Consider the following 13,920-nt stretch of genomic DNA (forward strand, 5'->3'; position numbering starts at 1 on the left):
CACCAGCCGCGGTGGCCGTGGCGCCGAATGCGGCACTGGCCGGCCTGCCGCGCAACGTCCCTGCGCCGCTTGGATGTATCGCCCATGCAGTGGTCATGGCCGGTTGCAGCGAGCGCACGTGTCAGTCCTTGGCCGGCACGGCGGTGGCACTGCCGTCACGCACTACCCGGATCAACCCTTCCTGGGTGGTGCTGGCCACCAGCACGCCGTCGCGGGTGAAGAACTGCCCGCGCGCCAGGCCGCGCGAGCCCTGCGCGGTCGGGCTGTCCAGCGAGTACAGCAGCCAGTCGTCGGTGCGGAACGGGCGATGGAACCACAGCGCGTGATCGAGCGAGGCCATCTGCACGTTGGGCGTGTAATAGCTGATGCCGTGCGGAAACGTCGAGGTGCCAAGCAGCTGGAAATCCGATGCGTACGCCAGCAGTGCCTGGTGCAGGCCGACGTCATCGCCCACCGGGTCGCTCAGGCGCAGCCACATCTGCTGGAAGGGCGGCCGTTTGGGCGGCTTGAGCTCGTCGCGCGGGAACACGTGGCGGAACTCGAACGGGCCGCCGCGCGAGAGCCAGCGCTGCACCTTGGCCGGCAGCCGCGCCAGCACCTCCGGTGCCAGCGGCGCGGTGGGTTCGATGTCCTCCGGCGGCGGCACCACCGGCATGGCCGACTGATGCTCGGCGCCGTCTTCGCGTTCCTGGAACGAGGCCGCGCAGAAGAAGATCACCTTGCCGTGCTGGATCGCGGTAACGCGGCGCACCGAAAAACTGCCGCCATCGCGGGTGCGGTCCACGTCATAGACGATGGGGTGGTCAATATCGCCGGCGCGCAAAAAATAGGCGTGCAGCGAGTGCGCCTGGCGGCCGTTCTCCACCGTGGCCTGGGCCGCAGACAGGGCCTGGCCCAGCACCTGGCCGCCGAACACGTATTTGGTGCCGATGTCGCGGCTCTGGCCACGGAACAGGTTGTCTTCCAGCCGCTCCAGCGAGAGCAGGCTGATCAGTTCGGAGACCACGGGTTCGGCGTTGGCGGACAAGAGGCTGGCCTGAGCGTGCGACGGAGCACAATTATAGCGGCCCGCCTGTGCGTGCTATGCCTTTTGCAGGCGCGCCACCAGCCCATGCAGTGCGGCCTGCGCGTCCGGCGCGTACCAGCCGTCGATGAAGCGCTCCAGCTGGATCAACTCCGGCGCCAGCGCCGCGCGCAGGTCGGCACGCGCCACCGCGCGGGTGGCCAGCATCGGTTGGCGCGGCAACTGCTGCAGGTCCTGCAGCCAGGCCACGGCGCGCGCGGTGACCAGCTCGCCATCCACCAGCTCGTCGACCAGCCCGATCTTGACTGCCTCTTCGGCCGGCACCAGCTGCCCGGCGATCAGCAGGCGTTCGGCGCGGTGCGCACCGACCACGCGGCGCAACAGGCGCTGGATGCCTTCCGGCGCCGCCAGGCCAACCTGCACTTCATTCAGACCAATCGCGTACGGCCGCGCGGTATCGGCGCTGCGCGCCATCACCCGGTAATCGCAGCACAACGCCAGCACGCAGCCACCGGCCGGCGCGTGCCCGCCGATCGCCGCGACCACCGGCACCGGGCAGTGCGCCAGCGCGTTGGCCGCATCGAAAAACGCCGTCCAGCTTTCCAGCAGCGCGCCGCGGTTGGTGCCATGCGAGAGCAGATGCGGCACGTCCATGCCACCGGAAAAAATACGTTCGCTGCCCGACAACACCACCCCGTCGACCTCGCTTCCCACCTGCTGCACGGCGGCAGTCAGTGCCTGGCATAGCGCGGTATCCAGCGCATTGACCGGCGGGCGCGCCAGACGGATTTCGCGAAGACGGCCGTGGTCAAGGATCTGGATGCTCATGCGGGGCTCCTGAAGGTCTGGTCATGATAGACGGCCGTCGCTGCACGCGGTGCGTGCATGCAAACGCGCTGCTGGATGCATTGTTGCCGCTGGCGCGCGCGCAGGCGCAGTGCAGCATCAGCGCACGTGGGCGCCAGCTGTTTCACCGGGGGCGAGAAACGCGCAAATAAAAACAGCGGCTTCATAAAGAAGCCGCCGTGCGTCATTCACCAGCGTCTATGTTGCGCGCGATCAGCTGCTCGCGGCACGCACCGCATCGGGCAACGACGCGCTCTTGCCGGTCTGGGTATCGATCCACACCACCACCACGTTGCCGTCCGAATACAGCACGCCCTCGTCCTTCTGTTCGAGGATGCGGTGTCCGATGGTCACGCTGCTGCTGCCCAGGCGTTCGACGAACAATTCCACCAGGATGTCATTGGGCCAGACCAACGGCCGCTTGTAGTTGACGTTGGTGGCCGCGACCACCGGTGCGATGCGATCGGTCATCGCCACGCCTTCCACGCCCAGCATCCAGCGCACGCGCGCTTCTTCCAAGTAGGAAATGTATTTGGCGTTGTTGACGTGGCCCATGCTGTCCATGTCGCGCCAGCGCACGCTGATCGGAACGCGTGCCAGGATCTTGTGTTCGCTCATCAGCTTGCCTTCTTCTTCGCAGTCTTCTTGGTGGCGGTCTTGGCGGCCTTGACCACCTTCTCCGGCTTGACCTTGCGCGGTGGCCGCGCATCAGGCTTGTTGGCCATCGCGGCTGGGCGGGTTTCGCGTGCCTTCACCGACGGCAGCATCTTGGCCAGGAACTGCCCGGTGTAGGAGGCTTTATGTGCGGCCACATCTTCCGGCGTGCCAGAGACCAGGATGGTGCCGCCGCGGTGGCCGCCTTCCGGCCCCAGGTCGACGATCCAGTCGGCGGTCTTGATCACATCCAGATTGTGTTCGATCACCACCACCGTGTTGCCTTCGTCGCGCAGCTTGTGCAGCACGCCGAGCAGCGCTTCGATGTCGTGGAAATGCAGGCCGGTGGTCGGCTCGTCCAGAATGTACAAGGTGCGCCCGGTATCACGCCGCGACAGTTCCTTGGACAGCTTCACGCGCTGCGCTTCACCGCCGGAGAGCGTGGTCGCGCTCTGGCCCAGCTTGATGTAGCTCAGGCCCACGTCCACCAAGGTTTCCAGCTTGCGCGCGATCGACGGCACCGGCTCGAACAGCCGCAGCGCGTCTTCCACCGTCATCTGCAACACGTCGCTGATGTTGAAGCCCTTGTACCGGATCTCCAGTGTCTCGCGGTTATAGCGTTTGCCATGGCAGACATCGCACGGCACGTACACGTCGGGCAGGAAGTGCATCTCCACCTTGATCATGCCGTCGCCCTGGCAGGCCTCGCAGCGACCACCGCGCACATTGAAGCTGAAGCGGCCCGGCGAATACCCACGTGCACGCGATTCCGGCACCTGCGCGAACAGCTCGCGTAGCGGAGTGAACATGCCGGTGTAGGTCGCCGGGTTGGAGCGCGGTGTGCGCCCGATCGGCGACTGGTCGATGTCCACCACCTTGTCGAACAGGTCCAGATTTTCGACTTCGCGATGCGGTGCCACCGTGTGCGATGCACCGTTGATCTCGTTGGCCGCCAGCGTGAACAACGTATCGTTGATCAACGTCGACTTACCCGAACCGGACACGCCGGTGATGCAGGTCAGCAGGCCGGCCGGAATCCCCAGGTCCACATTTTTCAAGTTGTTGCCGGTGGCCCCACGCAGATGCAGCATCATCTTCGGGTTGGGCTTGTGGCGTTGCTTCGGAATCTCGATGCGGCGCTTGCCCGACAGGTATTGGCCGGTCAGCGAACGTGGCGACTCCAGGATGTCTTGCAGCGTGCCCTGCGCGCAGATTTCACCGCCGTGCACGCCCGCGCCAGGGCCGATGTCCAGCACGTGGTCGGCCAGGCGAATGGCGTCTTCATCGTGTTCGACCACGATCACCGTATTGCCCAGGTCGCGCAGTCGCGTCAGCGTGCCGAGCAGGCGCTCGTTGTCGCGTTGGTGCAGGCCGATCGAGGGTTCGTCGAGCACGTACATCACGCCGACCAGGCCCGCACCGATCTGGCTGGCCAGACGGATGCGCTGTGCTTCGCCACCGGACAGCGTGTCGGCCTTGCGTTCCAGGGTGAGGTAATCCAGGCCCACGTCGACCAAAAAGCCCAGACGCTCGCCGATTTCCTTGACGATCTTGCTGGCAATCTCGCCGCGCCAACCCGGCAGCGACAATCCGCGGAAAAAGTTCAGCGCTTCGTTGACCGGCAGCACCACCAGTTCCGGCAGCGGGCGGTCGGCCACGAACACATTGCGCGCGGCACGGTTCAGGCGCGTGCCGTTGCAGGCAGGGCAGGGCTGCTGGCTGACGTACTTGGTCAACTCTTCGCGCACGGCCGGCGATTCGGTCTCGCGGTAGCGGCGTTCCAGGTTCGGCAGGATGCCTTCGAAGCGATGCTTGCGCGTGGTGCGCCCGCCCGCGTCGGTGAAGTAGGTGAAGCTGATCACCTCATCGCCACTGCCGAACAGCACCGCCTGGCGCACCTTGGCCGGCAGGGTGTTCCACACCGCATCCACGTCGAACTTGTAGTGCTTGGCCAGCGAGGCAATCAGCTGGAAATAATAGGCATTGCGCCGATCCCAGCCACGCACCGCGCCGGCCGACAGAGACAGCTCCGGATGCACGACCACGCGGTCCGGGTCGAAGAATTCGGCCACGCCCAGGCCATCGCAGCTCGGGCAGGCGCCGACCGGCGCGTTGAACGAGAACAGCCGCGGTTCCAGCTCCGGCAGCGAGTAATCGCAGACCGGGCAGCTGTACTTGGACGAAAACAGATGCGGCGCAGCAGTGGCATCGTCCAGCGACTGCACTGCGACCATGCCTTCGCCGAGCTTGAGCGCGGTCTCGAAGCTTTCCGCCAGTCGCTGCTTGATGTCTTCACGCGGGCGGAAGCGGTCGATCACCGCTTCGATGGTGTGCTTCTGGCGCAGCGCCAGCGGCGGCACTGCATCGATCTCGTACAACTCGCCATCCACGCGCACACGCACGAAGCCCTGCGCACGCAGTTGCTCGAACACCTGCGCGTGCTCGCCCTTGCGGTCGCGGATCACCGGCGCCAGCAGCATGTAGCGCTGCTCCGGGTCCAGCGTGAGCATGTGGTCGACCATCTGGCTGACGGTCTGCGCCTCCAGCGGGAAGCCATGATCCGGGCAGCGCGGCTGGCCCACGCGCGCGTACAGCAGGCGCAGGTAGTCGTAGATCTCCGTGATCGTGCCCACGGTGGAGCGCGGGTTGTGCGAGGTGGACTTCTGCTCGATCGAGATGGCCGGCGACAGCCCTTCGATGTGGTCCAGGTCCGGCTTTTCCATCACGCTGAGGAACTGGCGCGCATACGCCGACAGCGACTCGACGTAGCGGCGCTGGCCTTCTGCATAGATGGTGTCGAACGCCAACGACGACTTGCCCGAGCCGGACAGGCCGGTGATCACGATCAATTTGTCGCGAGGCAGGTCGAGGTCGATGTTCTTGAGGTTGTGCGTCCGCGCGCCGCGGATGCGGATGAAATCCATCGCCATGGGGGATCCGATGTCGGGCCGGCGAACCGGCAGTGGTGCGAGCGTGCTCAGCAGGAATGAGTGGCAGTCGATCAGCCTACCCGCCGACCTAGGTGAGGGCAATTGCCCCAAATGCCAGTGTGACCGAGCGCCTGTGGCGGCCGGATGATCCGTTTCACGGGGGTGATTTTGGCCTGCGGCGGCAGACCTGCTTGCGGGTTGACCCGAAACCGGCTAGGGCAGTACAATCCCACTCCTGTTTGCCCCAAGGGCAAGTCAGGCGACCATAATAACTACAGAGGAAAACCTGGTCATGTACGCAGTTCTGGTAACGGGCGGTAAGCAATACCGCGTCGCGCAGGGCGAAACGCTCCGCGTGGAAAAACTCGAAGTCGAAGCCGGCAACGAGATCAAGTTCGACACCATCCTGATGTTGGGTGATAGCGACGGCATCAAGCTGGGCGACGCGCTGAAGGGCGCTTCGGTCACCGCCAAGGTTGTGGCCCATGGCCGCGCCGACAAGGTGCGCATCATCAAGTTCCGCCGCCGCAAGCACCACATGAAGCGTCAGGGACACCGTCAGTACTACACCGAAATCGAGATCACCGGCATCGCCGGTGGCGACAAGAAGTAAGGAGAACCAGTCATGGCACATAAAAAGGGCGTAGGTTCCTCGCGCAACGGTCGCGATTCCAACCCGAAGTACCTCGGCGTCAAGATCTTCGGTGGCCAGGCCATCGATGCCGGCAACATCATCGTGCGTCAGCGTGGCACCCAGTTCCATCCGGGCGCCGGCGTCGGCCTGGGTCGTGACCACACGCTGTTCGCGCTGGTCAACGGCAAGGTGGAATTCACCACCAAGGGCCCGAAGAAGCGTCGCACCGTCAGCGTGGTTGCCGAGGCGTAATCGCCCGCTCCATGCAGACCAGCCCGCACGGCAGTATTGCCTGGCGGGCGAGACGGAGAGCCCCGCTTCGGCGGGGTTTTTTGTTTGAGAGCCGGGAGTGGTGATTCGGGAGTTGGGATTCGCAACAGCGGATTCCTGGGCGTTCCGATGCGGTTGCTTCCTGCTTTTTCCGCGGGCGCCAAGCGGCGCCTGCGGTGGTGTTACCCAATCCCAAATTACGAATCCCAAATCTCATGAAGTTAGTCGACGAAGCAGAAATCCTGGTCACCGCCGGCAATGGCGGCAATGGCTGTGTCGGCTTTCGCCGCGAGAAGTTCATCCCGCTTGGCGGGCCGGATGGCGGTGACGGCGGCAACGGCGGCAGCGTCTGGATCGTGGCCGACGAAAACGTCAACACCCTGGTCGATTTCCGCCATGAGCGCGCGTTCAAGGCGCAGCGCGGCGAGAACGGCATGGGCCGGCAGGCCTATGGCAAGGGTGGCGAAGACCGCGTCATCGTGGTGCCGGTCGGCACGGTGGTGATGAACGTGCAGACCGATGAAATCATCGGCGACATGACCCAGCACGGCGATCGTCTGCTGGTGGCCAAGGGCGGCAAGGGCGGCCTGGGCAACATGCATTTCAAGAGCTCGGTGAACCGCGCGCCGCGCCAGTCCACCACCGGCGAGGAGGGCGAGGAGCGCCTGCTCAAGCTGGAGCTCAAGCTGCTGGCAGACGTCGGCCTGCTGGGCTTTCCCAATGCCGGCAAGAGCACGCTGATCCGTGCGGTTTCGGCGGCGACGCCGAAGGTGGCCGATTACCCGTTCACCACGCTGTACCCGAATCTGGGCGTGGTCAGCGTCGAGGCGTATCGCAGCTTCGTGATCGCCGACGTGCCGGGCCTGATCGAGGGCGCCGCCGATGGTGCCGGCCTGGGTACGCAGTTCCTGCGCCATCTGCAGCGCACCCGCCTGCTGTTGCATCTGGTGGACATTTCGCCGATGGACGGCGGCGTGGATGGCGTGTCGCCGGTCGATCAGGTGCGCACCATCGAGCGCGAACTCGAACGGCATGATCCGGCGCTGCTGGAAAAGCCGCGTTGGCTGGTACTCAACAAGGCCGATCTGATGTTCCCGGAGGAAGCGCAGGCCGCTGCCGAGGCCATCGTGGCCGAGCTGGGCTGGACGGCGCCTTGGTACCTGGTGTCGGCGCTGGGCCGTGATGGCACCTTCCCGATCATGAAGGACGTGATGGCCTTCTTCGATCGTCAGCGCGAGGACGAGCTCGAGGCGCGCAATGCAGGTTGAGCGCAGACAGGCGCCCACAAAAAACCCGGCCAAGGCCGGGTTTTCTTGTGCCATCGAAAGCCAGGCTTTCGATGGCGAACCTGCTGATCGCTTACGCGGCCTTGATGGCCTTGATGCGAGCGGTCAGGCGGCTCTTGTGACGCGCAGCCTTGTTCTTGTGAATCAGGCCACGGGCGCTGAAACGGTCGAGGATGGGCTGAGCAACGGCGAAAGCAGCTTCGGCGCCTGCAGCATCGTTGGCGTCAAGGGCCTTGATCACCTTCTTGACGGCGGTGCGCAGCATCGAACGCTGGCCCGTGTTGCGCTCGTTGCGCACAACGGTCTGCTTGGCGCGCTTCTTGGCGGACTTGATATTGGCCACGGTGGTGGGTTCCTGAAAAATCGGTATGGTGGAAAAAGCAAGCGCGAAAGTATGATGGACCTGGTTATGTACGTCAAGTCAGATGTCAAGAGGGGGGCTGCGTGAGCAAGCCCGGTATGTTGAGAGGCCTGCTCTCGTTCAGCAGTATGACCATGGTGTCGCGGGTACTGGGCCTGATCCGCGATCAGGCGATCTCCACCACCTTCGGCGCCAACGCGGTGACCGACGCGTTCTGGGTGGCGTTCCGGATTCCGAACTTCCTGCGGCGCCTGTTCGCCGAAGGCTCGTTCGCCACCGCCTTCGTGCCGGTGTTCACCGAAGTCAAGGAGACCCGGCCGCACGCCGACCTGCGCGAATTGATGGCGCGCGTCTCCGGCACCCTGGGCGGCATGTTGCTGCTGGTGACGGCGCTGGGGCTGATCTTCACCCCGCAGCTCGCTTCGGTGTTCTCCGATGGCGCCGCGACCGATCCCGACAAGTACGGCCTGCTGGTGGATCTGCTGCGGCTGACCTTTCCGTTCCTGCTGTTCGTTTCGCTGACGGCCCTGGCCGGTGGCGCGCTCAATAGCTTCCAGCGGTTTGCGATCCCGGCGCTGACCCCGGTGATCCTCAATCTGTGCATGATCGCCGGCGCGCTGTGGTTGGCGCCGCGCCTGGATGTGCCGATCTTGGCGCTGGGCTGGGCAGTGCTGGTGGCTGGTGCGTTGCAGTTGCTGTTCCAGCTGCCGGCGTTGAAGGGCATCGACCTGCTCACGCTGCCGCGCTGGGGCTGGCGTCATCCGGACGTGCGCAAGGTGCTGACCTTGATGATCCCGACGCTGTTCGGCTCATCGGTGGCGCAGATCAACCTGATGCTGGACACGGTGATTGCCGCGCGCCTGAGCGACGGGTCGCAGTCGTGGCTGTCGCTGGCGGACCGCTTCCTGGAGTTGCCGCTGGGCGTGTTCGGTGTGGCCCTGGGCACGGTGATCCTGCCGGCGTTGGCGCGCCATCACGTCAAGACCGATCGCAGCGCGTTCTCCGGGGCGCTGGATTGGGGCTTCCGCACCACCTTGCTGATCGCGATGCCGGCGATGCTGGGCTTGCTGCTGCTGGCCGAGCCACTGGTGGCCACCTTGTTCCAGTACCGCCAGTTCACCGCGTTCGACACCCGCATGACTGCGCTGTCGGTGTACGGGCTGAGTTTTGGCCTGCCGGCCTACGCGATGCTTAAAGTTGTGCTGCCAGCGTTCTATGCGCGGCAGGACACCCGCACCCCGGTGCGCGCGGGCGTGGCGGCGCTGATCGCCAACATGGTGTTCAACTTCGCGTTCCTGGCCGTGCTCTACCAAGTGATGGTGCCGCCGGAATTGAAGGCGCAAGGCGTGATGCAGGCGCTCGGCAAGCAGCCCGGCCTGCATCTGGCGCTGGGCATTGCCAGTGCGCTGTCCAGTTATCTCAACCTGGGCCTGTTGTGGTTCTGGCTGGGCAAGTCCGGCGTGTATCAGCGCCGGCCGGGCTGGGCAGGCTATGCGGCGCGGCTGCTGGTGGCCTGTGCGGCGATGGTGGTGGTGCTGTTGGGCCTGCTGTGGTGGTTGCCGTCGTTCACCGAGATGGACAAGTGGCAGCGCATCGGCTGGCTGGCGGTGCTGGTGGGCAGTGGCGGGCTCACCTATGTGGTGGCGCAGTTGGCACTGGGGCTGCGGCCGCGGCATCTGCGCGAGCAGTGACGCCGCGAAGGGGCCAGGGCGTTGGAGGCCTGCGTGCCAGAGATGGGTGTCGCTCCTTGTGCGCAGGGTGACCCGGCACACGCGGCGCGTGCGCCGGCTGCCGGTCGATTGGCAACCCGGGCGGACGTCCCCATCTCAGCTGCCGGGGCCATGCGATTTGTTGCGCGCGGCTATACTTGACGGTTATGCATGATCGAGGGCTGGCCCGCAGGCTGGCGTCGCTTTGGAACGAGGAATGAGCAGGCTGTTTAGAGACGTCGAGGGCGGGACGCTGTTCCCGCACGGAAGCGTGGTCTGCATCGGTGCCTTCGATGGCCTGCACCTGGGCCATCAGGCGCTGGTGCGCCATGCGGTCGAACGTGCGCGTGCGCTGGGCGTGCCGGCGGTGGCGGTGAGCTTCGAGCCGTTGCCGCGCGAATTCTTCGCCAACGACACGCCGCCGCCGCGCCTGACCCTGGCCCGCGCCAAGATCGAAGGCTTGTACGGCTTCGGTGCCGATAGCGTCGGCATGATCCGGTTTGATGGCCGGCTGTCGGCGATGAGCGCGCACGACTTCGTCCGCCTGGCATTGGTGGGGCGCCTGTGCGCACGCGAAGTGTGGATCGGCCCGGAGTTCCGCTTCGGCCATCGACGTGGCGGCGACATTGCGCTGTTGCGTGCCCTGGGCGAGCAGCACGGCTTTGCTGCCGGCGAGATTGCGCCGGTGCATCTGCGCGGCGAGCGCATCTCGGCAACGCGCATCCGGGAACTGCTGGTGGCCGGGGAATTTGCCCATGCCGGCGAATTGCTCGGCCGCCCGTACGCAATCGGTGGACGTGTGGTCCGCGGCAAGCAGCTTGGCCGCACGCTGGGGTATCCCACCGCCAATCTGCGGTTTTCCCGCACCCCGGCGCTGTCCGGCATTTACGCCACCTGGGTGCATGGCGTGGCCGCGCAGCCATGGCCGTCGGTCTCCAGCTTCGGCACGCGGCCCACGGTTGCGGGGATCGAGCCGCTGCTGGAAGCGCACCTGTTCGATTTCCAGGGCGACTTGTACGGGCGCCACATCGCGGTCGAATTCGTCGCCAAGCTGCGCGATGAAGAAAAGTTTGATGGGCTGGAGGCATTGACCGTGCAAATGCATCGCGATGCCGAGCAGGCACGTGCCGTGCTTGCCACGCATGCGCGCACGCATTCTTTGCCGCAGCACGCCGATGCACCTTCGATGCAGACAGCTACGCACACGTCTGCAGAGACCTCACCTGCGAGCCCCTCGCAAAGCCCTGCGCACGCCCGTGCGGACGGTTCACATAACGCAGCGCAACGGTAGATTCCCGTGACCCAAGACTATAAAGCCACACTCCATCTGCCCGCCACGGACTTTCCGATGCGCGGCGACCTGCCCAAGCGCGAGCCGGCGATGCTGGAGCGCTGGGAGCGCGAGGGGCTGTACGCACAAGTGCGTGCCAATGCCGCCGGGCGCCCGCTGTTCGTGCTGCACGACGGCCCGCCGTATGCGAACGGGCAGATCCATCTGGGTCACGCGGTCAACAAGATCCTCAAGGACATCATCGTCAAGTCCAAGTACCTGGCTGGCTTCGACGCGCCTTACATCCCGGGCTGGGACTGCCATGGGCTGCCGATCGAAATCGCGATCGAGAAGAAGTTCGGCAAGGTCGGCGTGAAGCTGGACGCCGCACAGTTCCGCCAGAAGTGCCGCGAGTACGCGACCGAGCAGATCGATCTGCAGCGGCGGGATTTCAAGCGCCTGGGCGTGATCGGCGACTGGGACAACCCGTACAAGACGCTGGACTTCCGCTTCGAAGCCAATGAAATCCGCGCGCTGGCTAAGGTCATCGACAACGGCCACCTCACGCGCGGCGTGAAGCCGGTGCACTGGTGCTTCGACTGCGGCTCGGCGTTGGCCGAGGCGGAAATCGAATACGCCGACAAGCTCTCGCCGACCGTGGACATCGCCTACCCGGCACGTGATCCGGCCGCGATCGCTGCGGCATTCGGCGTCACGTTGCCAGGTGGTACGCAGGTGGCGGTGCCGATCTGGACCACCACGCCCTGGACGCTGCCGGCCTCGCTGGCGGTGAGCCTGGGCGCGGCCCTGGACTACGTGTTGGTGGAAGGCCCGGCCGACCACGGCCAGCCGCGCTGGCTGGTGATCGCCGAGGCGTTGGCCGGCAAGGCGCTGGCGCGCTATGGCGTCGAGGCGGTGGTGGTGCATGGTCACGCCAAGGGCGCGGCGCTGGACCAACTGCTGCTGGCGCACCCGTTCTATGCCGAACGCGACATCCCTCTGATCCTGGGCGATCACGTCTCCGACGACGACGGTACCGGTGCGGTGCATACCGCGCCGGGCCATGGCCAGGAGGACTACCAGGTCTCCAAGCAGTACGGTCTGCTGGAGCGCTACAGCGCCGCGCAGATCAACCCGATCGACGGGCGCGGCGTGTATCTGCCGTCCACCCCGCCGCTGGGCGACACCGTGCTGGCCGGGCTGCATATCTGGAAAGCCAACGACGTCATCATCGATGCGTTGCGCGACACCGGCGCATTGCTGGCTGCCAGCAAGATGGAGCACAGCTATCCGCATTGCTGGCGCCACAAGACGCCGATCGCCTTCCGCGCCACGCCGCAATGGTTCATCTCGATGGAGCAGGCCAACCTGCGCGCCGATGCGCTCAAGGCCATCGAAACCGTGCATTGGTATCCGTCGTGGGGCCAGGCGCGGATCGCCGGCATGATCGACGGGCGTCCGGACTGGACCATCTCGCGCCAGCGTACCTGGGGCGTGCCGATCGCCCTGTTCGTGCACCGCGAAACCGGCGAGCCGCACCCGCGCAGTACCGAGCTGATGCGGCAGGTGGCAGGGCGGGTGGAGCAGGGCGGCGTGGATGTCTGGTACACGCTGGACGCGGCCGAGCTGCTGGGCGATGAAGCCGGCGACTACGACAAGATCACCGACATCCTGGACGTGTGGTTTGACTCCGGCGTGACCCATGAAACAGTGCTGGTGGATCGCGGCCTGCCCAAGCCGGCCGACCTGTACCTGGAAGGCTCCGATCAGCACCGCGGCTGGTTCCAGTCCTCGCTGCTGACCGGTGTGGCGATGGACAAGGTCGCGCCGTACAAGCAGTGCCTCACCCACGGATTCACCGTGGACGAGCACGGCCGCAAGATGTCCAAGTCGCTGGGCAACGGGATCGAGCCGCAGGAAATCATGCGCACGCTGGGCGCCGACATCCTGCGCCTGTGGATCGCTTCGGCCGATTACAGCAACGAGATGTCGCTGTCGCAGGAGATCCTCAAGCGCAATGCCGACGCCTACCGTCGCCTGCGCAATACCGCGCGCTTTTTGCTCGGTAATCTGCATGGCTTCGATCCGTTGCAGCATCTGGTGGCGCTCGACGACATGGTGCTGCTGGACCGCTGGATCGTGCATCGCGCCCACGAGCTGCAGGAGAAGATCACTGCCGCCTACGCGCGCTACGACTTCGCCGAAATCGTGCAGGCGTTGCTGAATTTCTGCAGCGTGGACCTGGGTTCGCTGTACCTGGACGTCACCAAGGACCGCCTGTACACGATGGCCGAAGATGCGCGCGGCCGCCGCTCGGCGCAGAGCGCGATGTATCACGTGGCCGAGGCGTTCGTGCGCTGGATTGCGCCGGTGCTGAGCTTCACCGCCGAAGAACTGTGGGCGCACCTGCCGGGCGAGCACTCCGACAATGTGCTGTTCGCCACCTGGTACGAGGGGTTGGCGCCGATGCCGGCCGACGCCGCACTGACCAGTGCCGACGTCGACAAGTTGCTGGCGCTGCGTGAGCAGGTGGCCAAGGTGCTGGAGCCGATGCGTGCCAATGGCGCGATCGGCGCGGCGCTGGAAGCGGAAATCACCGTAGCCGCCGATGCGCAGACCGCCGCGCGCTGGCAGCCGCTGAGCGATGAGCTGCGTTTCCTGTTCATCAGTGGCGACGTCACCGTGACCGCGGCCAGCACCGACGACATCTTCGTCAGTGCGCAGCCCACCACCAAGGCCAAGTGCGTACGCTGCTGGCACCACCAGGCCAGCGTGGGCAGCGACCCGCGGCACCCGGAGTTGTGCAGCCGCTGCGTCAGCAACATCGAAGGCCCGGGCGAGGAGCGTCGCTGGTTCTGATGCGGCTATGGCGTGGCGGCGTGTTCGGCGCGCCGCCGCGTCCGCTGCAGGGTTGCGGCGCCGGCCAGCTGTGCGGT

11 protein-coding genes are annotated in these 13,920 nt (G+C 65.6%); 6 read left to right on the top strand and 5 right to left on the bottom strand.

Translation table 11 applies throughout. The features are described from left to right. Positions 1-121: 121 nt before the first annotated feature. From tesB to uvrA, 4 genes are all read right to left on the bottom strand, one after another. Positions 122-1,027 carry an acyl-CoA thioesterase II gene (tesB, locus tag QRM89_RS18770; protein ID WP_011036345.1) on the bottom strand — a complete coding sequence of 302 codons (906 nt, stop codon included), beginning with the start codon at positions 1,025-1,027 and terminating at the stop codon, positions 122-124. Between the two features lie 54 nt (positions 1,028-1,081). Next, positions 1,082-1,852 (bottom strand): enoyl-CoA hydratase/isomerase family protein, encoded by a 771-nt coding sequence (locus QRM89_RS18775; protein WP_011036346.1) that lies wholly within the window; start codon positions 1,850-1,852, stop codon positions 1,082-1,084. Between the two features lie 231 nt (positions 1,853-2,083). Further along, positions 2,084-2,488: a thioesterase family protein gene (locus QRM89_RS18780; protein ID WP_285448693.1), complete on the bottom strand. Its 405-nt coding sequence runs from the start codon at positions 2,486-2,488 to the stop codon at positions 2,084-2,086. Then, positions 2,488-5,454, bottom strand: coding sequence for an excinuclease ABC subunit UvrA (gene uvrA / locus QRM89_RS18785; protein WP_274298506.1), 2,967 nt, complete (start codon positions 5,452-5,454; stop codon positions 2,488-2,490). Before uvrA ends, QRM89_RS18780 begins: the two co-directional genes overlap by 1 nt. 292 nt (positions 5,455-5,746) lie before the next feature. On the opposite strand from uvrA, the gene rplU reads away from it, so the two are divergent. The 3 genes from rplU to obgE all read left to right on the top strand — a co-directional run bounded on the left by rplU (position 5,747) and on the right by obgE (position 7,626). After that, on the top strand, positions 5,747-6,067 hold the full coding sequence (gene rplU / locus QRM89_RS18790) for a 50S ribosomal protein L21 (RefSeq protein WP_005989959.1): 321 nt from the start codon (positions 5,747-5,749) through the stop codon (positions 6,065-6,067). Positions 6,068-6,079: 12 nt separating this feature from the next. Next, the gene (gene rpmA / locus QRM89_RS18795; RefSeq protein WP_011036349.1) at positions 6,080-6,340 is read left to right on the top strand and encodes a 50S ribosomal protein L27; all 261 of its coding nucleotides are present in this window, start codon (positions 6,080-6,082) and stop codon (positions 6,338-6,340) included. Between the two features lie 233 nt (positions 6,341-6,573). Then, entirely contained in the window at positions 6,574-7,626 is a 1,053-nt protein-coding gene (gene obgE / locus QRM89_RS18800) for a GTPase ObgE (RefSeq protein WP_011036350.1), read from the top strand. Positions 7,627-7,717: 91 nt separating this feature from the next. Here obgE and rpsT read toward each other — a convergent pair whose 3' ends face one another. Continuing rightward, positions 7,718-7,987 (bottom strand): 30S ribosomal protein S20, encoded by a 270-nt coding sequence (rpsT, locus tag QRM89_RS18805; protein ID WP_002807888.1) that lies wholly within the window; start codon positions 7,985-7,987, stop codon positions 7,718-7,720. Positions 7,988-8,103: 116 nt separating this feature from the next. Between rpsT and murJ the strand changes: the two genes are divergently transcribed. The 3 genes from murJ (at position 8,104) to ileS (ending at position 13,843) form a co-directional block, all read left to right on the top strand. After that, entirely contained in the window at positions 8,104-9,696 is a 1,593-nt protein-coding gene (gene murJ, locus QRM89_RS18810; RefSeq protein WP_285448694.1) for a murein biosynthesis integral membrane protein MurJ, read from the top strand. A gap of 235 nt (positions 9,697-9,931) precedes the next feature. Then, positions 9,932-11,005 (top strand): bifunctional riboflavin kinase/FAD synthetase, encoded by a 1,074-nt coding sequence (locus QRM89_RS18815; RefSeq protein WP_115004175.1) that lies wholly within the window; start codon positions 9,932-9,934, stop codon positions 11,003-11,005. Positions 11,006-11,011: 6 nt separating this feature from the next. After that, positions 11,012-13,843, top strand: coding sequence for an isoleucine--tRNA ligase (ileS, locus tag QRM89_RS18820; RefSeq protein ID WP_285448695.1), 2,832 nt, complete (start codon positions 11,012-11,014; stop codon positions 13,841-13,843). Positions 13,844-13,920: the final 77 nt, after the last annotated feature.

Origin of the sequence: Xanthomonas sp. LMC-A-07 (assembly GCF_030208825.1) — a bacterium.
Classification (GTDB): domain Bacteria; phylum Pseudomonadota; class Gammaproteobacteria; order Xanthomonadales; family Xanthomonadaceae; genus Xanthomonas; species Xanthomonas campestris.